Source organism: Muribacter muris, from assembly GCF_001038205.1.
Classification (GTDB): domain Bacteria; phylum Pseudomonadota; class Gammaproteobacteria; order Enterobacterales; family Pasteurellaceae; genus Muribacter; species Muribacter muris.
The window spans coordinates 1-25497 of the sequence record NZ_JWIZ01000094.1 but is presented as its reverse complement, the minus strand read 5'-3'; the positions used below and the strand labels follow the sequence as shown (position 1 = coordinate 25497).

Below are 25497 nucleotides of genomic sequence, written 5' to 3'. Positions count from 1 at the left end.
TATTGAAATAATTTGATTTTTATAAAGGACACACGCAGTGTGTCCCTACATTTTGTTAAAATGTCTATTTTTGTGCATTTGCTACATAATACCGAAATCTTTTAGGAAACCAACCGCTTGTTTGAGTGAACAGTGGAAAATCCCGTTCACGTTAAAGTCATATTAAGGAGTATCAAATGAGTCATAAAACATTTAGAAAGCTATTTAAAAAAGAGTTAATTGAAAAAATGCAGGCGTTAGGTTATCGGCAATTCCCAAGGCGCTATGAACTGTATTTTATTAAAGACTTAAAAAACGGTTTTTATACGATGGTTTATATTACATTTAATCGATTTGATGCCGATGAATTTACCGGTGATCTCTATTTATCCTTATATCCATCAGGTCTTTATGTGGATTTTTCTAATTATGAAAAATGCTATCGTAGAAGAGTAGGTGATTTTTTGTTAAAAGAAGAGCGTCAAACACTTTTAAATCCTTACTTACAAAATATAGAGAACGTGGGAGGAGAAGCTTGGTGGTATGCCAGTGATTGTGAGGGGCTGGATAACTTTATCGAAGCCTTAAAAATTTCTGAACCCCGCTTTTTGGCTCAGAAAGGGATTGAGCAAGCGGTATTGAATAATAAGCTGCTAAGACGGTGGTATCAAACACTTGTTTTAGAAATTATTCATTTGGCAACAGAGCCAAGCAATCAAATTGAAATGGAATTAGTGGCACAACCTAAAACTGATCCGTTTAAAATAGGGATGCAATGGTTTAGGGCAGCAGAAATCTATATGCACCAACGGGGATACGGTAAAATTAAGAAAAGTCAATTGGAAAATTTTGCTAGTCAAGCTTATATGACCTATTACTATCAACAGTTGAATGGCGATTATAACCCGATTTTATTAGCACCTTATGAGTAAATACAAGCGGTCGGTTTTAAGGAGATGTTTGCAAAATCTTTTAAGAAACCGACCGCTTTTTTGCGTGGGCATTGGAAAATCCCGTTCACGTTAAAGTCATATTAAGGAGTATCAAATGAGTCATAAAACATTTAGAAAGTTATTTAAAAAAGAGCTAATTGAAAAAATGCAGGCGTTAGGTTATCGGCAATTCCCAAGGCGCTATGAACTGTATTTTATTAAAGACTTAAAAAACGGTTTTTATACGATGGTTTATATCACATTTAATCGGTTTGATGCCGATGAATTTACCGGTGAGCTCTATTTATCCTTATATCCATCTGATCTTTATGTATATCCGTCCGATTATGGAACATTTTATCGTAGGAGAGTAGGTGATTTTTTGTTAAAAGAAGAGCGCCAAATGCTTTTAAATCCTTACTTACAAAATATAGAGAACGTGGGAGGAGCAGCTTGGTGGTATGCCAGTGATTGTGAGGGGCTGGATAACTTTATCGAAGCCTTAAAAATTTCTGAACCTCGCTTTTTGGCTCAGAAAGGGATTGAGCAAGCTGTATTAAATAATAAAAAACTACGACAATTATATCAAAAACTTATTTTAGAAATTATTCATCTAGCCACAGAGCCAAACAATCAAATTGAAATGGAATTAGTGGCACAACCTAAAACCGATCCGTTTAAAATAGGGATGCAATGGTTTAGGGCAGCAGAAATCTATATGCACCAACGGGGATACGGCAAAATCAAAAAAAGCCAATTAGAAAATTTTGCCAGCGAAGCTTATATGACCTATTACTATCAACAGTTGAATGGCGATTATAACCCCGTTTTATTGGAATCTTATGAACCTTATGAGTAAATACAAGCGGTCGGTTTTAAGGAGATGTTTGCAAAATCTCGGTATTATGCAGCAAATGCACAAAAATAGACATTTTAACAGAATGTAGGGACACACTCAGTGTGTCCCTACAAGCGAACAAAAAACAACTTTGTGCTACTGCTACATAATGTTGCAAAATCTTTTAGGAAACTGACCGCTTGCCGCAAATTACAGGATATTCTCAAACTGTTCTAACATTGCTTTCGGCCATACGCTGGATTGTACTTCGCCGATATGTTTTTTACGGAGTAAGAACATTGCCAAGCGGGATTGTCCGATACCGCCGCCAATGGAAAGTGGTAGGCGGCCGGCAAGTAAATCCTTGTGCCAATCCATTTCTAAGCGTGATTCATCACCGGTTAAACCGACTTGTAAGCGTAGCGCCCCTTCATCAACTCGGATTCCCATTGAAGATAATTCAAACGCTGTGCCAAGCTGCTCGTTCCACACCAAAATATCGCCATTTAAGCCTTTATAGCCGTTTTCGGACTCGGTTGTCCAGTCGTCATAGTCCGGCGCACGACCATCGTGCGGTTTGCCGTCCGAGAGTTTACCGCCGATTCCGATTAAAAAGACAGCGCCATACTCTTTACAAATCGCATTCTCACGTTGTTTGCTGGTGAGATCCGGATAGCGTTTTACCAAATCTTCACTATGCACAAAGGTAATCTGCTTCGGTAGGATAGACGGAATATCAAAGCGGGCTTCCACTGCCAATTCGGTCAAACGGATAGCTTTATAGATAGAATTTACCGTCTCTTTTAAATACGCAAAGTTACGGCGACCGGCAGGAATGACTTTTTCCCAGTCCCATTGATCGACATAAACGGAGTGAGTCGGATCAAGGGAATCTTCATCAGGGCGCAATGCTTTCATATGCACAAACAGCCCTTCGCCCTCTTTAAATTGAAAGCGGGCAAGGGTGTGGCGTTTCCATTTCGCCAAAGAATGCACCACTTCAAACACCGCATTCGGAATTTGTTTCACATTAACTTGCACCGCTTTTTCAATACCGGAGAGGTTATCCTGCATACCGTTGCCGACTTCACTCAAGATCGGCCCTTGCACCTCAATAATATCAAGCTGTTCAATCAGGTTTTGAGTAAAGGTGTTTTTCACAAAGCTAATTTCTTGTTGCTGTAAAATAAAGGATTTTTGCATAATTCAAATTCTCATCAAAAACAAAGATAGTGATAATTTAACGATTTTTGCCAAAAACTCAATACAAATCAAATAAAAAGCAATTTATGTTATATATTATCTAAAAAACTATGCTATATTTTAACAAATATCTAATCAAAGCTAAAAAAGGAGCAAAATTTGCCTATACGCTATCAATCAACCCCGCAGATCGACCAGCTTGATCAGCAAATTTTGCGTATTTTAACCCAAGATGCCCGCACGCCCTATGCTGAAATGGCAAAAAATTTCGGTGTCAGTGCCGCCACTATTCACGTTAGGGTAGAAAAAATGCGCCAAGCCGGCATTATTGAGGGGACGAAAATTCGCATCAACGAGCGCAAATTGGGGTATGATGTCTGCTGCTTTATTGGCATTATTCTAAAAAGTGCGAAAGATTATGAAAAGGTGATTGCCAAGCTCAAAGCGTTTGATGAAGTGGTGGAAGCCTATTATACCACCGGCAATTATTCGATTTTTTTGAAAGTGATGACCCGCACGATTGAGGAACTTCATCTCGTGCTGGCGGGCAAAATCCAGCTGATTGAGGAAATTCAATCGACCGAGACCCTAATTTCAATGCAAAACCCGATTTTACGAGATATTAAACCCTAACTTAAAGGAGAGAAAAATGTCAGATGTCTTCCATCTAGGTCTAACCAAAGCAATGTTAAAAGGTGCTAAAGTTGCGATTGTCCCCGGTGATCCGGCACGTAGCGAGCGCATTGCGGCGAAAATGGACAATCCGGAATTTCTTGTGTCTACCCGAGAATTTACCTCGTGGCTGGGCTATGTAAACGGGCAGCCGATTGTGGTGTGCTCGACAGGGATCGGCGGCCCGTCCGTTTCAATTTGTGTTGAAGAATTGGCACAACTGGGCGTGCATACTTTCTTACGCATCGGCACAACCGGGGCAATTCAACCGCACATTCAAGTCGGCGATGTGTTAGTTACCACCGGAGCAGTCCGACTAGACGGTGCAAGCCGCCATTTTGCCCCGTTAGAATACCCTGCGGTTGCCGATTTTAACTGTACCAATGCGCTTTATGCCGCAGCACAACAACACGGCATTACCCCTTATGTTGGCATTACTGCCTCATCGGATACATTCTATCCGGGGCAAGAGCGTTACGATACCTTCTCCGGCAAAATCTACCGCCACTTCCGCGGTTCTCTTGAGCAGTGGCAAGAATTAAACGTAATGAACTTTGAAATGGAATCCGGCACACTCTTTACAATGTGTTCCGCCCTAGGCTTGCGTGCCGGTATGGTATCCGGTGTAATCGTGAACCGTACCCAACAGGAAATCCCAAATGAAGCCACGATTAAAGGCTCGGAAGATACTGCAATCAATGTGGTGGTTACCGCCGCCGGCAAGTTGGCATTAGATTATCAATAATTTCTCAAACGAAAAATCCCTCGCAAATGCGAGGGATTTTTGATTAATCGTCTAAGAAACTACGCAACGTTTCCGAGCGGCTTGGGTGGCGAAGTTTGCGCAATGCTTTCGCCTCAATTTGACGGATACGCTCACGGGTTACATCAAATTGTTTACCGACTTCCTCAAGGGTATGATCGGTATTCATATCAATACCAAAGCGCATTCTTAATACTTTCGCTTCTCTTGGCGTTAAGCCTTCCAGCACTTCGTTTGTCGCAATACGCAGGCTCTCTGCCGTGGCGGAATCCAGCGGCAACTCCAAACTGCTGTCTTCAATGAAATCCCCTAAATGCGAATCATCGTCATCACCGACCGGCGTTTCCATTGAAATCGGTTCTTTAGCAATTTTGAGTACCTTACGGATTTTATCTTCCGGCATTCCCATACGCTCTGCCAGTTCTTCCGGCGTTGCATCACGCCCCATTTCCTGCAAACATTGGCGGGAAATACGGTTTAATTTGTTGATTGTTTCAATCATATGCACCGGAATCCGAATCGTGCGGGCTTGATCGGCGATGGAGCGGGTAATCGCTTGGCGAATCCACCACGTTGCGTAAGTCGAGAATTTATAGCCACGGCGATACTCAAATTTATCCACCGCTTTCATCAAACCGATGTTCCCCTCTTGGATTAAATCCAAGAACTGCAAACCACGGTTGGTGTATTTTTTCGCAATGGAGATCACCAAACGCAAGTTTGCCTCTACCATCTCTTTTTTCGCTCGGCGGGCTTTCAGCTCACCGGCGGAAATCCGGCTGCCAATCTCACGGATTTGCCCGATAGTTAAACCGGAATCCAATTCTAATTTTTGCAAATTGGCAATATGCCCACGGATAGAATCGGCATAATCCGCTAATTTCGGTGCGGCATCTTTTTTGGTTTTACCTGTGCCTTGAATTGCAATCTCGATCCATTGATCGTTGGTTTCATTGCCTTGGAACAATTTGACGAAATTTGCTTTGTTCATTTGTGCATATTCAACGGCATAGCGCTGAATTTGGCGTTCCTCACTACGCACGCGCTTCATCATTGATTGCATATTTTCAACCAATAAATCGAACTGTTTCGGCACAAGACGGAACTCACGGAAAATATCGGATAATGCCTGAATTTGCTTTTTCGCACTGGCTTTCGTCCGCCCGTGTTTTTGAATCGCTTCCAATGCTTTTTGGTGCTGATCCTTTAGAGCATAGAATTTTACGCGCGCTAATTCGGGATCGATAGAATTGTCATCGCCGGCATCACCACCGGATTCACTTTCCTCATCTTCGCTCTCATCGTCCACACTCGCCACGTCTTCCGCATCTTCATCGTCCAAATCATCGTGAATTTCATCAATCGGCTCGGCTTCTTCCGCATTCGGATCAACAAAGGCAGTTACCAAATCGGACAAACGCATTGTCCCTTCTTCGACTTGCTGATAGCGTGCAATCAAATCGGTTAAGGCTTCCGGATACTCTGCCACCGCACATTGCACTTCATTGATCCCTTCTTCAATGCGTTTTGCAATATCAATCTCGCCTTCACGGGTCAGCAATTCCACCGTCCCCATTTCACGCATATACATTCGCACAGGGTCTGTGGTGCGCCCTAATTCGGACTCTACGGTCGAAAGCACTTTAGTCGCTTCTTCCACCACATCTTCATCTGCGATATTGCCCGCCAACATCAGATCATCGGCATCCGGTGCGGTTTCCAGCACTTTAATGCCCATATCGTTGATCATCTGAATAATATCTTCAATTTGATCTGCATCAACCAGTTCTTCCGGCAGGTGATCGTGAACTTCGGAAATCGTTAAATACCCCTGTTCACGCCCTTGTGCGATCAGAAGTTCTAACTGAGATTGCTGTTCTTCTAATTGAGAATGTTGTTCCATAGTCTTATCCGTTCTGTGCGAGCAAAAACAAGTGGTAGATTATACCACTGCTTTTCCTTTCATAAATAGGTTTGCAAAAAATTCAAGAAAAATGACCGCTTGTTAGCGCGCCGAGAGCAAGGTCATTAACTCTTGCTTCTCCTCAAGACTTAATCCGGCGGTGCGATCTTGGGCTTGCAGCACCTCAATCCGCCTATCGACTAATCTCTTATAAAAAAAATCGAGGGTTTCAATAAAGGTATCTTCGATATTTTCCGCTGCCACCAAATGATCCCAGCTTGCCAAGGTTTCCAAATGGCGATAATGCTCGTGTTCCCGCAAATATTCCAACAAGCCGCCCATTGAGATGCCGACATTTTGCTGACAAGCGGTTACTAAAGTGAGAAATAACGCAAAGCCTTTTTCCTCAAGGGAATGGAGAAAACTAATATCCTGCGGCACATTTTCAACCAACTGCGGATTTTGTAGCAGTAACGCGATCAACAACCGCATCGGCGTACGTTCGATTTTCGGCATATTGTGGCGAGGCGTACGATTTTCAACGGCACGATTCGGCAATATGGCTTCAAGCTGACTCGGATCTAAGATCCCCAGTTTCTGCCCTAAGATATTACGCAAATAGACACGCAACATCTCCCCCGGAATCCGTTTGAGCAGCGGCACGGCTAACGAGGCTAATTTCGATTTGCCCTCTTTCGTGGATAAATCCACTTGTGTCAGCAACGTATCAAACAGAAAATCACTCAACGGCTGCGCATTTTGTAAATAGGCTTCAAAACCCTGCTTACCCTGCGCCCGTACGAAACTGTCGGGATCTTCCCCGTCCGGCAGGAAAATAAATTTAAGCTGCCGCCCATCGTGTAAATAAGGCAATGCGTTCTCCAACGCCCGCCACGCCGCTTCCCGCCCCGCACGGTCGCCGTCATAACAGCAGATAATCTGCTCGGTACAGCGGAACATCTGCTGAATTTGCTCGCCCGTGGTCGCCGTCCCCAAAGACGCCACCGCATTATCAATGCCGTATTGGGCAAGCGCCACCACGTCCATATAGCCTTCCACCACAAACAGATATTCAGGCGATTCATTGTGCTGCAAGGCTTGGTATAAGCCGTACAGTTCATTACCTTTGTGATAAGTAACGGACTCCGGTGAATTGAGGTATTTCGGTTTTTCATCGCCCGTTACCCGTCCGCCAAACGCGATTACCCGCCCCCGTTTATCTCGGATCGGAAACATCACCCGATTGCGGAAACGATCATAAACCTTGCCCCGATCATTTTTTGATAACATTCCCGTATCCAACAGTTTTTGGATTTCTTGGGGATTTTTGCCGAACGCTTTTAACACGCCGTTCATCGCATTCGGTGCAAAACCGATCTCAAACCGTTCAATGATCTCAGGCGACAAGCCCCGATCGACTAAATAGGCTTGGCTGGCGGGGGTCTGACGCAATGCCTGCTGATAAAAAGTGCTAATCTCCGCCATTAGCTCATAGAGATTACGGCGGGTTTGTAAACTCGCTTGGGGCTTACCATCACGGTTGATCACATTCTCACGAGGCACTTCCAAATTATGTAGTGCCGCAAGTTCTTCGATCGCTTCGGGAAATTCGAGTTTATCGTAATCCATCAAAAAGCCGATCACATTGCCGTGCGCTCCACAGCCAAAACAGTGGAAAAACTGCTTGGATTGGCTAACCGTAAAAGAGGGCGTTTTCTCGTGGTGGAATGGACAACAGGCTTGGTAATCCCGCCCTGCTTTTTTCAGTTTAACCCGGCTGTTGATCACCTCAACAATATTCGTGCGGGCAACGAGATCATCAATAAACGAACGGGGAATAGAGCCTTTCATTGTGATCGCCTTAAATTGACAAGCGGTAAGCTATCGCATATTTTCTGCAAAAACCCACCGCTTGTTTTGCTGAATCTATAAACATTAAAACCGTGATCCCAAAGGTTTCACGGTTTCAACGAAAAATGCGTTACTGAGAATTAGTATAAACGTGTATTACGAGCGTTCTCACGCGCATTACGTTTAGCGTGGCGTTTTGCTAAAGATGCTTTTTCACGTTTACGAATAGTGGTTGGTTTTTCGTAAAATTCACGTGCACGAACTTCAGCTAACAGACCCGCTTTTTCGCAAGAGCGTTTGAAACGACGTAATGCTACGTCAAAGGATTCATTTTCACGAACTTTAATTACTGGCATAAGCCATCACCTCAGGAATAATATGTTTAAATAAAGCCGCACTTGATTGACGGCGGCATAGAACTAGAAAAGGTGCGTTATTCTACCCTAGCCCACCCAAGAAGTAAAGAATAACTTATCACCTATTTGTGCTTACTTACCAATACAAAACGAGCTAAAAATATGCCCCAGCAAGTCATCGGACGTGAATTGTCCGGTAATTTCACTCAAGGCGTTTTGCACCAAACGTAACTCTTCCGCCAACAGCTCGCCGGCGTGGAATTGGGTCAGTTGAATATGCCCACGCTCCAGATGTTCGGCGGCGGTTTCGAGGGCGACTAAATGGCGGCGGCGAGCAAGGAAGCCCCCTTCGCTCGAACTTTGGTAGCCCATTGATTTTTTCAAATGCTCACGCAATAAATCGACCCCAATTTTCGTTTGCGCAGAAAGGCGGATCAGCGTAAACGGATCTTGCACGCTTAAACTTTCGCCTTCACCGCTCAGATCGACTTTGTTGCGGATCACCGTTACCGGCATATTTTGCGGCAGTTTGGATAAAAACGTTGCCCATTCTTGCTGAAAATGATCCGGCGGCGAGATCGTGCTGTCGATCATCAACAAAACGTGATCCGCTTGGGCAATCTCGCCCCACGCCCGCTGAATGCCGATCCGCTCGACTTCATCGCTTGCCTCTCGCAAACCGGCGGTATCAATAATGTGCAACGGCATTCCGTCAATATGAATATGCTCCCGCAACACATCACGGGTTGTGCCGGCAATATCGGTAACAATCGCCGCTTCCCGCCCCGCTAACGCATTCAGCAAGCTGGATTTACCCGCATTCGGCTTGCCCGCAATCACCACTTTCATTCCTTCCCGCAAGATTGAGCCTTGCTTGGCTTCGGCACGCACATTCGCCAGTTGGCTGCGGATCGCCGTTAATTTCGCTTCGATTTTGCCGTCCGCCAAGAAATCAATTTCTTCATCGGGGAAATCAATCGCCGCTTCCACATAGGTACGCAGATAAATCACATCTTCAACTAATTGATTGATTTTATTTGAAAATTCACCTTGAAGTGATTTTAGCGCCGAACGAGCCGCTTGCTCTGAAGTTGCATCAATTAAATCGGCGATCGCCTCCGCCTGTGCCAAATCCAGTTTATCGTTCAAAAAGGCTTGTTCGGAAAACTCACCGGCTCGGGCAATACGTAACCCATTGATTTTCAAAATACGGTTCAGCAGAATGTCGAGAATAACCTGTCCGCCGTGCCCCTGTAATTCCAGCACATCTTCGCCGGTAAAAGAGTGCGGCGCTTTAAAAAATAAGGCGATCCCTTGATCCAGCACCGTGCCGTCTTCGTCTTTAAACGGCAAGTAGTCCGCCACACGGGGTTTAGGGCATTTGCCCAATACCTGCTCTGCCACGCTGGCAGCAAGCGGGCCGGACACCCGCAAAATGCCGATCCCGCCCCGCCCAATCGGAGTGGCTTGTGCCACGATAGTTTCTTTCATTGTTATCCTGTTTCAAATTTGCAAAAAATGTTGCGCCGACTGCTTGCTACTCGGTTGGAGCGATTTCATCAACCGGCGATTGCCCTTCCGCTTCTTCCGCTTTAGTCGGCTGCGTAGTGTTATCCTTGCCGAGCGACAAGGCGTCCCAAACACTCGGTTTGGCTGCGACCACGGTGCTACCGCCACTGCAATAGCGTTGTCCTCGATCTTTCCACACCGGAATTTGTCGAGGGCTGCTGCAATCCCAGTTGCCGTAACTGCTGATCCCGACCCATTGGATCTGGTTGGAGCTTGGCAGTTTAAACACCAACGGTTCGGCACGTTTCAAATACTCTTTGTAGATTTGCAATGCCCCGCTTGAGCCGGTGAGGAGGGTGCTGCTGTTATCATCTTTGCCCAGCCAAACTGTCGTTACATTTTCGCCATCAATGCCGACAAACCAAGTATCCCTTGCGCTGTTGGTCGTCCCGGTTTTCCCCGCTAAACGCAGATGGGCAAAATCCGTCTGCAAGCTGCGAGCCGTGCCTCGTTCCACCACCTGCTGCATTGCGTAGAGCGTTTGGATAGCGGCTTCTTCCGGCAGCACTTGCCGGCTGGTTTGTTCAACATTCGGCTGATAGATCATCTCGCCATTGGCAGAAATAATCGCCTCAATGGTGGTTAATGGGGTTTTTAGCCCCTTATTTGCCAAGACCTGATAGGATTTGGTAACGTCATAGGGGGAGATCGAGTAAGAGCCGAGCAGCGTTGCCGGATAAGGCGGAATTTCCGCTTTGTCCCAGCCCATCTCTTTCTGCTTGGCGATCACCTTTTTCAAGCCGACTTTCATTCCGATATTGACGGTCGGGATATTCAGAGAACGGACTAAAGCGTCCATCAACATCACTGACCCGCTGAAACGGCGATCGTAGTTGCGTGGCGTCCACGGCGGGCTGCCCTTCACGGTAATCGTAATCGGCTGGTTTTTCACCGGCGTATTCAGGCGGAAAGTCTCCGGCTGTGCTAACGCAATGGCATAAATCGACGGCTTCACCAATGAGCCGATTTGACGCTTGGTTTGGATAGCACGGTTAAAGCCGGCATATTGGGTCTGCACCCCGCCGACCACGGCTCTGACTTTGCCGGTTTTGTACTCGGCAACCACAATTGCCGATTGCAGATCTTTCACCTTTTTATTGGCGTTTTCTAGATCCGACACGCCGTTAATCACCGCCAGTTCCGCCGAACGTTGCTGTTTTCGATCCAAGGTCGTAAAAATTTTCGCTCCGGATAATAACGCCGTGCGGCTTTCGCCCAACTCATTTTTAATATCCAAATTCAAAGCGTGCATAAATGCCGGTTGTTGGCGATAAATATTGCCTTTCTCTTTCACCCCAAGCGGTTGCTTACTCAAGGTTTCATACAAATCTTGGTTAATCACTTGATGTTCAAGCAAAATCCGCAACACCACATTCCGCCGCTCCATTGCCCCTTGCGGATTACGCCACGGGTTATATAAAGACGGGCCTTTGACCATTCCCACCAACAACGCCATTTGGTTGAGGCTAATCTCTTGCACGGGGCGACCAAAATAGAACTGGCTGGCAAGGGCAAAGCCGTGAATTTGATAACTGCCGTTCTGCCCGAGGTAAATTTCGTTCAGGTAGGTTTCGAGAATGCGGTTTTTATCGTAGCGGTAGTCTAAAATCAGCGACATCAAGGCTTCATTCACCTTACGCACTAAAGATTTTTCATTAGACAGAAAAATATTTTTGACTAATTGTTGGGTGAGGGTACTGCCGCCCTGCACCGTTTTGCCCGCTTGATAGTTCGTTACCAGCGCCCGCACAATCCCCAGCGGGCTAATGCCGTCGTGCTGGTAGAAACGCTTGTCTTCGGTTAGCAGCAGCGTATCAATAAGTAAGCGGGGATAATCTTGCAAACGCAATGCTTGGCGTTCTTCATCATTATCCGAATGGAGCATTGCGATCAATTTCGGGTCGAGCCGAAACTCATCAACCTCTTTTAAACGTACCAAGTCTTCAATGCGGGCGAGCTTCTCATTCACAAAGCGTAAACGCAGCACCCGCTGCGCTTCCGGCGTTTCAGGGAATTGAAAGGCCCGGCGCAATAACACGAGGGCATCGCCGTCAATTTTAAAATCGCCGGGTGTGGCAATATAAGCAACCTCACGGTAACCGTTATCAAGCAGTGCCAGTTTGACTTGCTCAAGGGTGAGATTATCATCAACACGGATACTCTCAATCCGGCTGTACACTTCCGCCGGCAATTGCCAGATATGCCCGTCCATTTTGGCACGGATTTTGCCGTCTAAATAAATGCCGTAAAGCCCGACACAACACACGCCCAAAAGCATCAATTTCAGGCAGGTCGGAATGATATAAGGCTTTTTCGCCGACTGTTCAGGCTGATCCTGTGGTTGTTTTTCCGTATTGTTTGACATTGTTTGACCGTTGATTAGGTAAGCGGTCAGATTCGGTAAAAAAATTGCAAAATCCGCCCGCTTGTGATCCCATTATTCCAAACTGATAGCGTCTTTGATTTTCTTTAACGCTTGATTTTCCAACTGACGCACCCGCTCGGCAGAAATGCCGTATTTGGCGGCAAGTTCGTGTAATGTCGCTTTATTATCGTCTAACCAGCGGGTTTTGATAATATCTTGACTGCGTTCGTCTAACTGTGCCAACGCATAGGCAAGCTGGGCAGTCGCCCGCCCCGTATGCTCCTCTTCTTCCAGCTCATCGGCAAAATTGGAGCTGTCGTCTTCAATATACATTGACGGCACATAGGCTTCATCGTCCGTTTCGCCCACCGGTAGATCAAAGCCCATATCTTGACCGGTCATACGGGATTCCATCTCTTTCACATCTTCAGGGGTAACGCCCAAATCGTCCGCGACTTTCTGAATTTCTTCCTCGTTAAACCACGCCAAACGCTGTTTATTTTTGCGTAAATTAAAGAACAGTTTGCGTTGGGCTTTGGTGGTGGCAACTTTGACAATCCGCCAGTTACGCAGCACATATTCGTGAATTTCTGCTTTCACCCAATGCACCGCAAACGAGACCAAACGCACCCCGACTTCCGGATTAAAGCGTTTTACCGCCTTCATCAAACCGATATTGCCCTCTTGAATCAGATCCGCCAACGGCAAGCCGTAGCCCAAATAGCCACGGGCGATATGCACCACAAACCGCAAGTGCGACATAATCAACTGCTTGGCGGCGTCCAAATCTTCATCATAGTAGAACCGTTCGGCAAGCTCTTTTTCTTGATCCGCCGTTAAAATCGGATATTGGTTTGCCATCCGAATATAGCTGTCAAGGTTTCCCCCTTGCGGCACAAGCATTGTATTGGCAAGGGCAGGGTGATTGGCATCATCATTCCCTTCCAGCAGTTCCACTTCGTCCGGCTCGATAATATCAACCTCATCGAGCTGTTTTGGTGCGTTATCCTGTTTCATTCCGTTCTTTATTTGTAAAAATATTGGCAGATCTTACCGCTTTATAATAGAAATGCCAAACGGATAAATTATGCGATGTGCTTAAAGCAATGACATTTTTTAAAGATTGTCATATTTTATACTTTCTGCTTGATTTTTGCCCATTCTCGGTAGATACTGCCGCCGTTCCCTTAGTCAGTGGAGATTGCATATGCGCATCACTCTTTCTCGTCGAACCTTTTTATTAGGTTTAAGCGGAACCGCCGCTCTCGCGCTCAACCCTCAACTAACCTCGGCAAACGGTTTTCAGATATATTCCGCTACCGAGCCTCGCCCCCCCAAACGATCCCAAAAGCACTATTTTGCCTTTGATACCGGTATTTATGCCGCCAATAAAATGCAAAATATGCGGCTGAAAATGGGGGAGGTCAAAAAAGATCAACGTAATCCTCTGTTTATTGACGGGATTAACGAAGACCCACCTAAACGCTGGGAACCTCGAATAGACAACGGCTATCCCAACGTTATCCTTGATGATAAAGGCATTTATCACTGTTATTACACACTGTTTGCTGTTGATCCGTCCGTTACCAATACACCGCGTGCTCAACGTGCCAACCAACCTTATGCGGCATCACGGGATCGCCAAGTCGGGCTTGCTTACGCACGCTCAACGGACGGCATTCACTGGGAAAAACCCGAATTGGGCATTGTCGAATTTGAAGGCAGCAAAGCCAATAACTTACTGATGCGTGATGTTGCCGGCACGGGCGTTCTGTTTGAACCGAATGACCCTGACCCGAACAAACGCTTTAAGCTGATTACACGCAAACAGAAAGAACGTAAACTTGCCGTGGCATTTTCTGCGGACGGTATCCATTTCTCCGAGTTAATCGAATGGAAAGCACATAGCCCGAAAATCGGGGCGGACTGTCATAATGCTGTCTTTAAAGACAGCCGCACCAACCAATATATCCTCACCACCCGTCTTTGGGCAAGCAACTTCCGCGTGCTTGCTATTTCGCGTAGCGATGACTTCATAAATTGGTCGCCTTTACACGAAGTGCTACGCGGACAAGGCTACGAAGAACAAGTCTATTCAATGCCCGTCTTTGAACATCACGACATCTATTTCGGTTTCGCCTCGATTTACAAACAGGGCGATAATACTCAAATGGATTGGGATACCGTTAATCTTGAGCTTTATTGGTCAACCAACCTCACCGAATGGAACAAAGCCGTCCCTGATCATAATATCCTCATTCCTGCCGGCGCCGGACGGGATCAATACCTCGAAGGCGAATTTGACAGTGCCACACTCTTTGCTGCGCAAATGACCGCCGGCGATAACCGCCTTTATTATACCGGCGGCAAAGGGAGACACCGCGGCTGGCGGGATACAGGCTTAGGATTGGCATATATAGATAAAAATCGGCTTGCCGGAATGGTTGCCCGTTCGCCACAAAAACCAATGAGCTTCGCAACAAACGGCTTATATTTTCACGGTGAAACACTGCAAATCTGGGCAGATGTCATACAGGACGGTGCATTACACATCAGCATTGACGGCAAAACAGGATTTGAAGCCGAAAACTGCCAACTGGAAAAATTACCGTCCGGTGCTTATCGGGTCAGCTGGAAAGGACAACCTCTTGTGCAAGCCAGCAAAAATGAAAAACGAGGGATCTCGCTCAACATAGTTGCGGCTAACAGCATATTTTGGGGACTTAGCGGCGAATTTGAAATGGATGAAAGCCGCTATTGGCGAGGTTAGCCGAGGCAAGCGGTCGGTTTGACAAAAAATTTTGCAAATCCGACCGCTTTCCATTAGAATTGCGACACTTTTGGGGCTGATTCTGGATTCGACGGGATTAGCGAAGTCCAAGGTGCACGTCGAGGTGCGGTAGGCCTCGTAAACAAACCGCAAAATAATAGTCGCAAACGACGAACAATACGCTTTAGCAGCTTAATAACCTGCCTTAAAGCCTTATCGCCTCAGCTTCCGCTCGTAAGACGAGGAGTCCGATAAGCCATCCAAAACGAGATCGTGTGGACGCCGCCGTTTGAGGATCGAAACACTAAATTAAATCAAACTAGCTTAGTTATCGCGTGTCTGTCCGCAGTGGCTAAGTGAAATCAAAGACCGACTAAACGTGTAGTGCTGAAGATGGAGTAATTTCGGACGGGGGTTCAAATCCCCCCAGCTCCACCACTGAAAGATTTCAAGAGGTTGCATAAGATTGCAACCTTTTGATTTTAAAGGTTAAACAGCCTTGTAACTGTTGCATATGTTTGCATTGATTGCATTTGTCAGCGTCATTGATGTAACTTTGATGTAACCTTTACAAAAAGGCAGCAGAAAAAAGTTACATCAACCCGATAAACCCTTTATTTATAAGGCTGATGTAGCAATGGCAAAATTTGTTAAACCACTCACAGAAACCCGCATAAAAAACCTTAAACCGAAAGCAACGCCCTACGGCGACGGGAATAACCTTTTCTTGCACGTTTATAATGCAGAAAAGAAAACGTTTATATTTTGGTATGTACACCCCATCACCAAGAAGCGTACTAAACGCAAGATCGGTGAATACCCCTATTTGTCCCTTGAAGATGCACGAGAAAAAGCAAGAGCCTTTAATAAGCTCATTTCTCAAGGTTTAGATCCTTTCGAGTACCTCGCCCGGCAAGCCGAGATGCAAGCAAGGCAAGAAATTAACCTGCTCGAATTTGCGCCTAAATGGCGAGATTTAAAGTTGGCAAAAGGCGAAAATAAACCGGCAACAATGGCACGGGAATATAGACGGCTTGAAAACCACTTATTTCCAATTTTCGGGCATTGCCCTATCAATCAGATCACCAAAATAGCCGTTATTGATGCGTTCTTTGAAATGTATGCGACAAAAGGGGATACAGTGGAAAAAGTGATCGGGCGGTTCGTTGAAATAATGGATTATGCCGTTGAATTTGGCATTATCGAAGCCAACCCACTTTCTACTATTCAGAAAACCTTCAAACGCAAAAAGGACAAACCAAACCCAACGATAAATGCTAAGGACTTGCCGGCACTGTTTAAGCGGCTAAATCTCGCAAATAACTTCATCACCTCAAAATTATTAGTTGAATGGCAGATGCTGACGATGCTACGCTCGAAAGAAGCCGTTAGTATTGAATGGGCTGAAATTGATTGGCACAAAAAGTTACTGGTTATTCCCGCAGAGAAAATGAAGGGAACGCTCAAAAATCCCCGCCCGCACACCGTTCCCCTCTCGACCCAAGCCCTTGCCTTGCTCAAAGAGATGAAAAAGCATAACGGACACCGCCGGCACGTTTTTGCTAATCGTTTAAAACCTGATGAACCTTGTAACAGCCAAACAGCTAACAGCGTGCTAAAACGCAACGGCTATCACGGCATTTTGACAGCGCACGGGCTGAGAGCAATGGCAAGAACCTATTTGGCAGATCAAGGCATAGATTTTCAAGTTGCAGAGGCGTGCCTTGCTCACCTTGTCGGCGGTGATGTAAGCCGAAGATATAACTACTCGGACTATTTAGAGTTAAGACGGCAAGCAATGCAAATGTGGGGGGATTATGTAGAGCAATGTAAGAAAAGCTAAAATAGGGAATAATGCGAGGAAACGGTCGCGCCCGCACGGCAACCCGACGCGGGCGCTCGTATCCTCACCACGCCCCCGCACTTAATGTGTCGATTTCAACGCAAATGCGTTAATGCCCTCACGCCTTGCCCTATTTGGTATGAATAGCATTCATACAGTCAGAAATTCTTACGCAAATCTACGCATAGTTATGCAGTTTTACATTCACAAAACGGCTAATCCGGCAAACAGGATAAGAGAGCAATGCGAGAACCACCCAATTTTGCAAAAAATCGCCCTAATCTGACCGCTTGTAAATCTTCCCCCTAAGCCTGAATAGTGCCTCAATCTGTCAAACTCCCTTTCACACTGCCGAATAGTCGCTAAATTTTCACAATGATTTATGCTTTCTCTCACTCGCCGGCAATGGCTGGCGAGAGCCATCATCTCAAGAGGTAAGCAAAAATGGAGAACAACCCAAATAGACAGCGATTTATCAAAATTGACGAAGTAAGTCGGCTCACCACTCTGTCAGAGAGTGCGATTTACCGCAAAATGAAAGCCGCCGATTTCCCCAAAAATATCAGCATAGGGGCAAATTCAAAGGTATGGTTAGAAAGTGAAGTGCAAGACTGGATAGCCGAACAAGTTAAACAATCCCGCAATGTATAGAGGAAAAAAATGAATATCGAAAAATTTAATCAAGAAAAAGCCGTATTTCAACAACAAGAGCAAACGATTATTCAAATTCAATCCCAATTTGAACAGAATAAACGTATTTTAGAGGCATTACAAAATGAACAAAGTGAAATTATCCAACGTTCAAAAGATAAACTTGCGAATAATCAAATGTTAAGTGTTGATGAATATGTGGAATTAAAACAAACAGACACCGGATTAAAAGCCCGCATTGAATATTACCAAGCTCTAAATCAAGATTTAGAATATCAATTAGCAGACAGCAAACAATCACTAATAAAAATCCAAAATCACCTAAAACATATTCGGGCAGCGATATTTAAAAACAAAGCTCAAACCCTAATGCAAGCCCTTTTTTCGGAAAATAAAAAGGCATTATCGGAAATTTTTATGTATTTAGACGGCAGCGATGAATTTAATCCAACGTCTTATGATGAAATCACCAAAGAGCAGAAAATTCTACGTTTTATGGGAGAACAGTTCAAAGGCTATATTGCTAAAAACGCCCCTATGCCCGATGAATATCGCCTTTCTTCCGCTCTCTTATCAGACAGCGACAAATTAGCTACACCGGCGCAACTGCACAAACAGGCGATTGCCCGCAGCCAACAAACCACCGGCTTAACCGGCTTAATCCAACAACTCACCGCATAGGAAACGAAAAAATGAGCATTTCACACTTTGCCCACGCCCTCAAATTAGATCAGAAAGGCAACACCGTTTATTTTGACGACAACCCCGCAGAACAGAAAAAGCTGCTTAAACGGCTCAAAAGAAACCGCCTATTTAAGCATCTCAACCTCGTTACAACTCGCTTTGAACAGGGCGATGCGATCGGCTTATTCACCCCGATTGCCGGCACAACCGACACCCTCGCAGGCGAGGAACGTTCGCCGAAACTCGCTCTTGCCCCTTATCAGCGTTATCACTGCGAACAGGTGAACCTAGACAGCTATATTCCCTATAGCCGTATCGATCACTATAACCTCGAAAATGAACTGGAAACCCACCTAAACGCACAGCTTGACCGCAGCCTACTCAACGGGCTACTAATGGTCGGCTGGTTAGAAAAAATCCGAAAAGGCAAACCGCAAGCTGTTATCAACGGGTCAACCGTAGGCGAAAACGGGCAATTTAAAAGCCTCAACGCTCTTATTAAACAAGCTCTCACCTACATTGCACCGGCTTACGCAGCGGGGGGCGAAATGATCGCAATTTGCGGGCGGGAAATCATCGGAGACAGCCCGATTGCCTTTCAGCAAGCGGATTTAGACGAAGAACTTGCCGAACTTTTAACCCTCTCGCAACGCACCATCGGCGGCTTAAAAGCGGTCAGCATTCCCTACTTCCCAAGTAATGTGGTGCTAATTACCCGCCTTGATAACCTCTCGCTTTATGTGCATTTAAACAATATCCGCCGAAAAGTGATAGACCAACCGAAATGCGATGCGGTGCAGACGTTCTACTCACTCAATATTGATTATGTGGTGGAAGATTTTAATGCGTGCTGCCTTGTGGAAAATATCGAGATCAACGACTAATGGAACACTACCTAGACCAAGCGGCGACAATGACGTTTACCGACAAACTCAATTTTACCCTTGCGTTACTCGAACAAGGCGACATTGACGAACCGGAAGCCTACCAAATCCTCACCGCAACGGGCAAACCCAAGCCCCAAGCCTCACCGGATACCGCCGGCGCAACGATTGACTATTTCTAACCTCAAGCACGCTCAACGCGTGCTTTTTCATTGCTCTCCCCTAACCAAAAGCGTTACACTCGCAACGCCTTGCAAGCGAGTGCAAGCAACGCCAAACGACTAACCAAACGAGAGCAAAACTAATGAGCAAATACCAACTACCACCGAGAAAATGGTACACCTTAGAACAAGCAATTAAACGAATAAAGCAACTCACAGGGGAAGAGTTAGAAATAGAAGATTTATTACATTTTTGGAAAATAAGGAAAATAGAAATTTGTGCATTTTGCCTAATGAGCCCAGAAGAAATAAAAATAGGTAATTTAGATATTCAGGATAGTGGCTTTTCATTTGTAATATATTATGATTATACTGAAGAGGAAGACTTCAGATACGTTCAAGATGACATTTTAGAATTACTAAAACTTTCCAAATTCAAATTTAAAATGAATGATATGTATTATGTGGAAAGAGAAGCAGAAAATGAAATATCAAAAATAACTGAATTAGTTACACATAAAGAATTTTATACTCAAAAACCGATAACACTAGATGAAAGCTACGAAGGCATATTTTATATAAATGGATTTCTATCTATTATTCAAGATAAAACAGTTGATTTAAGTAATAATTTAGCCTTTAATTACAACAAAATAACCTTTGCAACACCTAAATGTAATCAGTCTAATGATAGTCGCATTATAATAGAAATTGTGAATTTAGATCATAACTATGAGTTAAGTCCTGAAAACTTGTATATCCTTAATAGTGATTTAGAAGATTTTTTAAATAATAAAGCAGAACCACCTAATAAAGTATCAAACAACAAGACTATAAACACACAAGCAGAATTTATTAGAAATTTAATTTCCGTTACCTACGGCGAAGATGTGGCGAATAACATTCGCAAGCATTTAGATAATCCCCAAAGCGAAATTTCAAGAGATTTTGAAACAAAAGGACTCACCGCTCCAAGTGGCAAAACCGTTGATAAATGGATCAATGGTTAATTCTTTGGAATATTCCAAAGCTCTTTTGGAATATTCCAAAATTCCCCCCTTCCTCTCCCTACAATCGCCCCGACAAATGCAATCAATACAGACCTATGCAACGTATAAGGGGAAACAATGGCAAAAATCACCTTTTCAACCTATATGAAACCCAAAGAGGTTTGCACACTTATCGGCATCGATCCGGCAACGCTCTACCGCTGGACGAAATCCGGACAATTCCCACAACCAATCCGTATCGGCTCAAGCCCACGTTACAACGCTGAAAAGGTAAAAGCCTTTTTGGATAGTTTGGAAACATCACAGGAGGCGCACTAATGGCAATTAACGTGAAATGCCCTTTCTGCGGCAATGCAACCCAAACCCGCACCAGTTGGCAAACTGGCATACTCTCCCTACAAGCCAGCGTTTACTGCCCGAAATGCGGAGGGCTAAAAGCCGATTTTGTCGGCCAGCTTATCAACGTCAAGCGAGCAGTATTTGTGGACGCACCTGAAACGGCAAAATGGGACAAAACCGAACAAGAATTACAGGCAGAAAACCGCTTACCCAAAATTAGCAATGAAGAGCGCCTAGCGTGTATCCGCAACGGCGAAAAGCAACCGGATTTATTTAAACCCAAGCAAGCCGAAGAAAAACCTGATTTAACCCCACAGGCACGAGTAGAACGGCGAAAAAAACTACAAAACCGATAACCCTACGCCAATTCTACGCAATTCACAGAGGCATAACCCTGCAAAAATGGCGTAGAGACACCGGCAAATAACAAGGGCAGCTAATGAAATTCAATCCCAATAAGGAACTTATTCAAATGTTAGAACTGATGAACAAACACCCGAAAATCAACCGTTTTATATGGTTTATTTCAAGTTCAGCAATTGTACTGATTTTAATCTATATCTTACCGACATTGATTGAAGCCATTATCAAATGGCAACAACTGACAGGGAAATAACAGGGGTAATGATGACAAGGCGAAAGCGGAATAAACAGCTATCCACAAGCCGAGATGTACCCACACAGATAAAAAATCAAAGCGGTATTTTCCGATTTATTAACAACATCATAACCACGATTAGCATAGGAGGCACAATGAGCGAACAAGGTGCAGACCAAGCAGGCAAAGCCATTTCAGACGGCTTTAAGTTTTTTCTAAAAGCGGTGGGATTAGGAGCGTTTTTTGCTTTGGTATTTTGGCAAGCTCCAAATATTACCGAAGCAATGTTAAAAGTTATTACCACACTAAAAGGCTGAGGCAACGAAATGACGCAATTCCCCCCAATCCCACCCTTTTTCTTTTTTGCGGTAGCGTTGGCGTTAATTTTATCAATGCCATAGCACAGCCAATAAAAAAGGCTTGCCCGCCAGCAAACCTTTTGACTTTCTAACCAATTACTAACTAATCACAGGAGCAACCCTAATGATATGTCCGTATTTTACCCAAAAAACGGCTCAAACGCCAATTTTTCACTTTACAAGCGGTTCGAAAATCGCTAAATTTCGCAACGTGTTAGCAAAATCTAACGCCAGCCGTCAGAAGCTGAATTTACCAAAGGCGAACAGCACGCCCAAAGCGTGTTTTTTAGTTCGTAGCTTTTCTGCACCCCAAGAACGCCGAGCGTTTCCCGAAAACCGTGAGCGTCATTCTATGGTAGCGTGTAATAGGAAAGGTTCGCCCTTTGCCGTTTTTCCTTTGGTAGCGGTTTCTGACCCTGTTACACGCTATCGCCAAACCGTCAGAAGTTTAGCGATAGTCTTTGATAAATTTACCGAAGGACTATCAGCAATGCTTTATACATTCAAAGCCTTATCACGCCTTGATTTAGGCAACACCTCAAAACCTATTCAATCTTTCCCTTGCTATACGCTACGCATTCAAGCCAACAGCCTCAAGCAAGCCAAAACGAAAGTCTGCCCGTTGTTTGCCGTGTTGGAGGTGCGTTATGCGTAATACCGCTAATTACTTTTCCGGCTGCCATATCGGCGTTGTTCATACCGGCGAGCTATCTGTTACCCAACATTACCACGTTATCGTGCATCTTAATATCAATCCGGCTCTTAAAGAACAGGATTTAGTTAATCAGTTTTTTCAAGGCTCGGTTGCAACCGTTTTCGGACAACAAACACAAAAAGGGGGCGATGATGCAATTTAAGCAGAGCGAAACCGAGAGTTTGCAAGATTTGCTATTAAAAATAGATAGCCGTATAGGGTCGATTGAAGCCCAATTTGAGGAACTCACCCAAACGCTTAATCGCCGTAATAGACCGATTTGGACAGAACAGCAAATTGCTGATTACCTAGGCCTAAGTTATGGCTATGTAACGACCAAAATTGTAACCCTTGAAGATTTTCCTAAGCCAATAGACTACGGCAGCACTGGCATACACAGACGCCACCGCCGTTATTTTTCGGCGGAAATTATCGCCTATTTTAAACAGCAGGAAAGAAGGAAACAAACCAAGCGGATCATTCAACGGCGTACGCAACAGGATATTGGTGAATTAGTGGTGCAAGCCCGTAAAAACGCCATTAAATCGTTACGAGGCTTTACGGGAATTTAGGGGGCATTATGACTATTGCAATCAGACGATTAAAAAACGGCGAACCACGTTACAGAGCGTGGTATAGACGAAATGGAGTGAGTACATCTAAAACCTTTTTGAGTAAATACGAGGCGCAATTATGGCTTGAAGAGTTAGATCGGTTGGTTTTAGGTAGCCAATTTGTTGATAAGCCTTTCTACACCTTCGAAGAGGTTATCGACCGTTATTTGAAAGAAATAACACCGGAGAAAAAATCAAAACGGGGAGAGTATTTTAGGCTCAAGCGGTTTATGAAAAATAACCCTGAACTTATCAAGATGTTCATCACCGATATTCAGGCAGAGCATATCAACGAATGGCAACAGGTACGGCTTACACAGGTAAAATCAAACTCAGTATGTCGAGAAAAAAGCACGCTTTCTGATATTTTTACGAAAGTGATTAAGTGGCAATACTGTGCCTATAATCCCGTAAAACAGGCGGACACTATTAAAGAGCCACCGCCGAGAAATAGACGTTATCGAGAAGAAGAGATTAGAAAGCTGGTCAGTGTGAGTGGATACGATCCACACGGCGAAAATCGCACACAAAAAGCACGAACAGGGGCAGCGTTACTCTTTGCGATTGAAACCGCAATGCGTGCTGGTGAAATCTATAAATTAACGTGGGAACACGTCAATTTAGAAAGACGGACAGCGTTTTTGCCGGAAACAAAAAACGGGCATTCTCGAACTGTTCCCTTATCCAGTAAGGCCATTGATATTCTGCACACGTTGGCACGGTTAAAACCGGAAAAGACGGGGCGGATTTTCGGATTTAGTAGCGATCAAATGCTTTCTACATTGTTTAGAAAGATAAAAAAAGAGGCAGGGTTAGAAAACGCTAATTTGCGTTTTCACGATACACGGCGGGAGGCTCTCTCACGCCTTGCAACGAAATTTAACCCAATGGAGCTCGCAAAAATCAGTGGGCATCGGGATTTTACGATTTTACAAAATACCTACTACGCTCCCGATATAAGCGAATTTGCAAGCAGACTAGCCTAAAAAAATAACGGGCGAGTTTTTCGCCCGTTCATCAAAATTGCGAGAAAATAACAATGGAAAAAGCCCCTTTTTTTGATAAACAGCCGACCGATGCGATCAGCGAAATCATTTGTTTAGTCGGATCTAAAGCGTGGAATGCCTTAGGCTACGATAAGCAAAGCAAACAAGCCAACGGCGAGGAATGGCAGTTACTTTGCCAAGCACTCGGCAGAAAACCGAGCAATTTGCCGTTAGTGATTGGCCCGAGCCAATTAAACAGTATTCATCAAATCAAACTCACCGATACGCAAAAAGTGATCCGCTTATGTTTGTTTGGTGAGCTTCACGAAACCCACAAAACCGCCCTTTTGTTAAGTATTGCGAAATTCACACCGCTTGAAACGGTAAAATTTGCTGATAATCTCGCCAATGAAACAGAAGATGTGAGCGGTTACATTCAGCGTTTGCGTAATGATGAAATGAGCCGAAATATCGCCGAGATGCAGGCGCAAAAAATCGCCGATAACGCACCGAAGAAGATCCCTTATATTGAATTTAGACACTCCGCACAGGGCGAAGGCTTGCATTATGTGATCCCCAAAATTGATAAAGAGACCGGCGAAGTGTTTGATGAAAAAGCCTCGTGGATTTGCAGTGATGTTGAACTGGTAGGGCAAGGCAAAGACCTACAAGGCGAATATTATTACCTCTTCCGCTGGCAGAATAACGATGAACGGACACCACGCATCGAAGCGGTTCACCTTGCCGATTTTGGCAGCGAAACCGGCTGGAAGCAGTTAAAAGCCAACGGCTTAAAAATGGTGCAAGGGGCCGGCTTAACCGCAAAACTTACCGAGCATTTCCACGCATTAAGTAAAGCCGTGCCGCATAACTGGAAAATCACTGCCCTTGCCGGCTGGCAAAACGGAGCGTATCTGCTCCCGACCGGTGAAATGATCGGGCAACCGCAAAGCCCGATTTACTTCACTAAAAAGAGCATAGATACGCTCGGCTACAATACTGCCGGCACATTGGAAAGCTGGCAGACGGAAATCGCCGGCAACGTGCGAGGCAACCATTCAATGATGCTGGGCATTGCCACCGCCCTCTCTGCGCCGATGCTCTCGATTTTGGGCTTATCCTCGTTCGGGGTACATTTATATGCCGAAAGCTCAAAGGGGAAAAGTACCACGTTACACCTAGCCAACAGCATTTACGGCGAAAGCGACAAGCTAATGCGAACGTGGAGTGCGACCGCTTATTCCATTCAACAAGAGGCAGAAGCCCGCAATGACGGCTTTATTACTCTTGACGAAATCGGGCAAGCCAAAGACCCAAGAAACCTTGAAACAATTGCCTACGATCTGTTTAACGAAACCGGCAAGATGCAGGGCAAAAAAGAGGGCGGTAATCGCAAGGTGAACCGTTGGAAAATCTCCGCCTGTTAATGATCCTGCAAAACTGTACCATGCAGACGCAGGAAGATCATCGAAA

27 protein-coding genes and 1 other RNA gene are annotated in these 25497 nt (G+C 44.9%); 21 read left to right on the top strand and 7 right to left on the bottom strand.

All coding sequences use genetic code 11. From position 1 onward, the window contains the following. The first annotated feature begins 176 nt into the window (after window positions 1-176). The gene (locus RO21_RS11380) at window positions 177-911 is read left to right on the top strand and encodes a hypothetical protein (protein WP_047977897.1); all 735 of its coding nucleotides are present in this window, start codon (window positions 177-179) and stop codon (window positions 909-911) included. A 115-nt stretch (window positions 912-1026) separates the two neighbouring features. Continuing rightward, window positions 1027-1770 carry a hypothetical protein gene (locus RO21_RS11375; RefSeq protein WP_047977896.1) on the top strand — a complete coding sequence of 248 codons (744 nt, stop codon included), beginning with the start codon at window positions 1027-1029 and terminating at the stop codon, window positions 1768-1770. Between the two features lie 189 nt (window positions 1771-1959). Here the strand turns inward: RO21_RS11375 and asnA are convergent, their stop codons facing one another. Then, window positions 1960-2952 carry an aspartate--ammonia ligase gene (gene asnA / locus RO21_RS11370; RefSeq protein ID WP_047977895.1) on the bottom strand — a complete coding sequence of 331 codons (993 nt, stop codon included), beginning with the start codon at window positions 2950-2952 and terminating at the stop codon, window positions 1960-1962. A gap of 165 nt (window positions 2953-3117) precedes the next feature. On the opposite strand from asnA, the gene asnC reads away from it, so the two are divergent. After that, on the top strand, window positions 3118-3585 hold the full coding sequence (asnC, locus tag RO21_RS11365; protein ID WP_047977900.1) for a transcriptional regulator AsnC: 468 nt from the start codon (window positions 3118-3120) through the stop codon (window positions 3583-3585). A 16-nt stretch (window positions 3586-3601) separates the two neighbouring features. Then, complete coding sequence (gene udp, locus RO21_RS11360; RefSeq protein ID WP_047977894.1) at window positions 3602-4369, top strand: uridine phosphorylase; 768 nt, start codon at window positions 3602-3604, stop codon at window positions 4367-4369. Window positions 4370-4412: 43 nt separating this feature from the next. On the opposite strand, the gene rpoD is transcribed toward udp, so the two are convergent. The 6 genes from rpoD to rpoH form a co-directional block, all read right to left on the bottom strand. After that, window positions 4413-6290: an RNA polymerase sigma factor RpoD gene (gene rpoD / locus RO21_RS11355; protein WP_047977893.1), complete on the bottom strand. Its 1878-nt coding sequence runs from the start codon at window positions 6288-6290 to the stop codon at window positions 4413-4415. Between the two features lie 102 nt (window positions 6291-6392). Beyond that, on the bottom strand, window positions 6393-8141 hold the full coding sequence (gene dnaG, locus RO21_RS11350; RefSeq protein WP_047977892.1) for a DNA primase: 1749 nt from the start codon (window positions 8139-8141) through the stop codon (window positions 6393-6395). A 140-nt stretch (window positions 8142-8281) separates the two neighbouring features. Further along, window positions 8282-8497 (bottom strand): 30S ribosomal protein S21, encoded by a 216-nt coding sequence (gene rpsU, locus RO21_RS11345; RefSeq protein WP_005598703.1) that lies wholly within the window; start codon window positions 8495-8497, stop codon window positions 8282-8284. A gap of 132 nt (window positions 8498-8629) precedes the next feature. Further along, window positions 8630-9988, bottom strand: coding sequence for a tRNA uridine-5-carboxymethylaminomethyl(34) synthesis GTPase MnmE (gene mnmE, locus RO21_RS11340; RefSeq protein WP_047977891.1), 1359 nt, complete (start codon window positions 9986-9988; stop codon window positions 8630-8632). Between the two features lie 46 nt (window positions 9989-10034). Continuing rightward, window positions 10035-12431 carry a penicillin-binding protein 1B gene (gene mrcB / locus RO21_RS11335; protein WP_047977890.1) on the bottom strand — a complete coding sequence of 799 codons (2397 nt, stop codon included), beginning with the start codon at window positions 12429-12431 and terminating at the stop codon, window positions 10035-10037. Window positions 12432-12503: 72 nt separating this feature from the next. Continuing rightward, complete coding sequence (gene rpoH / locus RO21_RS11330; RefSeq protein ID WP_047977889.1) at window positions 12504-13448, bottom strand: RNA polymerase sigma factor RpoH; 945 nt, start codon at window positions 13446-13448, stop codon at window positions 12504-12506. A gap of 190 nt (window positions 13449-13638) precedes the next feature. On the opposite strand from rpoH, the gene RO21_RS11325 reads away from it, so the two are divergent. From RO21_RS11325 to RO21_RS11260, 17 genes are all read left to right on the top strand, one after another. Beyond that, the gene (locus RO21_RS11325) at window positions 13639-15201 is read left to right on the top strand and encodes a glycoside hydrolase family protein (RefSeq protein ID WP_053067781.1); all 1563 of its coding nucleotides are present in this window, start codon (window positions 13639-13641) and stop codon (window positions 15199-15201) included. Between the two features lie 72 nt (window positions 15202-15273). Further along, window positions 15274-15639: a transfer-messenger RNA gene (gene ssrA, locus RO21_RS12340) on the top strand. Window positions 15640-15838: 199 nt separating this feature from the next. Continuing rightward, entirely contained in the window at window positions 15839-17044 is a 1206-nt protein-coding gene (locus RO21_RS11320) for a tyrosine-type recombinase/integrase (protein ID WP_047977888.1), read from the top strand. A 444-nt stretch (window positions 17045-17488) separates the two neighbouring features. Then, window positions 17489-17695: a helix-turn-helix transcriptional regulator gene (locus RO21_RS11315; RefSeq protein WP_047977887.1), complete on the top strand. Its 207-nt coding sequence runs from the start codon at window positions 17489-17491 to the stop codon at window positions 17693-17695. Window positions 17696-17704: 9 nt separating this feature from the next. Further along, complete coding sequence (locus RO21_RS11310; RefSeq protein ID WP_047977886.1) at window positions 17705-18376, top strand: hypothetical protein; 672 nt, start codon at window positions 17705-17707, stop codon at window positions 18374-18376. A gap of 11 nt (window positions 18377-18387) precedes the next feature. Further along, complete coding sequence (locus RO21_RS11305) at window positions 18388-19263, top strand: P2 family phage major capsid protein (RefSeq protein ID WP_047977885.1); 876 nt, start codon at window positions 18388-18390, stop codon at window positions 19261-19263. Further along, window positions 19263-19445, top strand: a complete 183-nt coding sequence (locus RO21_RS11300) for a hypothetical protein (RefSeq protein WP_047977884.1) — start codon at window positions 19263-19265, stop codon at window positions 19443-19445. The genes RO21_RS11305 and RO21_RS11300 overlap by 1 nt, the downstream gene beginning before the upstream one ends. A 122-nt stretch (window positions 19446-19567) precedes the next feature. Further along, window positions 19568-20434, top strand: a complete 867-nt coding sequence (locus tag RO21_RS11295) for a hypothetical protein (protein ID WP_047977883.1) — start codon at window positions 19568-19570, stop codon at window positions 20432-20434. Between the two features lie 117 nt (window positions 20435-20551). Beyond that, window positions 20552-20752, top strand: a complete 201-nt coding sequence (locus RO21_RS11290; RefSeq protein ID WP_047977882.1) for a helix-turn-helix transcriptional regulator — start codon at window positions 20552-20554, stop codon at window positions 20750-20752. Beyond that, window positions 20752-21129, top strand: a complete 378-nt coding sequence (locus RO21_RS13255) for a hypothetical protein (protein WP_047977881.1) — start codon at window positions 20752-20754, stop codon at window positions 21127-21129. Before RO21_RS11290 ends, RO21_RS13255 begins: the two co-directional genes overlap by 1 nt. A 116-nt stretch (window positions 21130-21245) precedes the next feature. After that, on the top strand, window positions 21246-21389 hold the full coding sequence (locus RO21_RS13035; protein WP_157019814.1) for a hypothetical protein: 144 nt from the start codon (window positions 21246-21248) through the stop codon (window positions 21387-21389). A gap of 137 nt (window positions 21390-21526) precedes the next feature. Then, on the top strand, window positions 21527-21688 hold the full coding sequence (locus tag RO21_RS13030; protein ID WP_157019811.1) for a hypothetical protein: 162 nt from the start codon (window positions 21527-21529) through the stop codon (window positions 21686-21688). Between the two features lie 166 nt (window positions 21689-21854). Further along, window positions 21855-22385, top strand: a complete 531-nt coding sequence (locus tag RO21_RS11280; protein ID WP_047977880.1) for an ash family protein — start codon at window positions 21855-21857, stop codon at window positions 22383-22385. Then, window positions 22378-22587, top strand: a complete 210-nt coding sequence (locus RO21_RS11275; RefSeq protein ID WP_047977879.1) for a hypothetical protein — start codon at window positions 22378-22380, stop codon at window positions 22585-22587. The genes RO21_RS11280 and RO21_RS11275 overlap by 8 nt, the downstream gene beginning before the upstream one ends. Then, complete coding sequence (locus RO21_RS11270; RefSeq protein WP_047977878.1) at window positions 22577-22996, top strand: hypothetical protein; 420 nt, start codon at window positions 22577-22579, stop codon at window positions 22994-22996. Before RO21_RS11275 ends, RO21_RS11270 begins: the two co-directional genes overlap by 11 nt. Before the next feature lie 8 nt (window positions 22997-23004). Then, entirely contained in the window at window positions 23005-24024 is a 1020-nt protein-coding gene (locus tag RO21_RS11265; RefSeq protein WP_047977877.1) for a site-specific integrase, read from the top strand. Between the two features lie 53 nt (window positions 24025-24077). Continuing rightward, on the top strand, window positions 24078-25451 hold the full coding sequence (locus RO21_RS11260; protein WP_053067780.1) for a DUF927 domain-containing protein: 1374 nt from the start codon (window positions 24078-24080) through the stop codon (window positions 25449-25451). The last annotated feature ends 46 nt before the right edge of the window (window positions 25452-25497 follow it).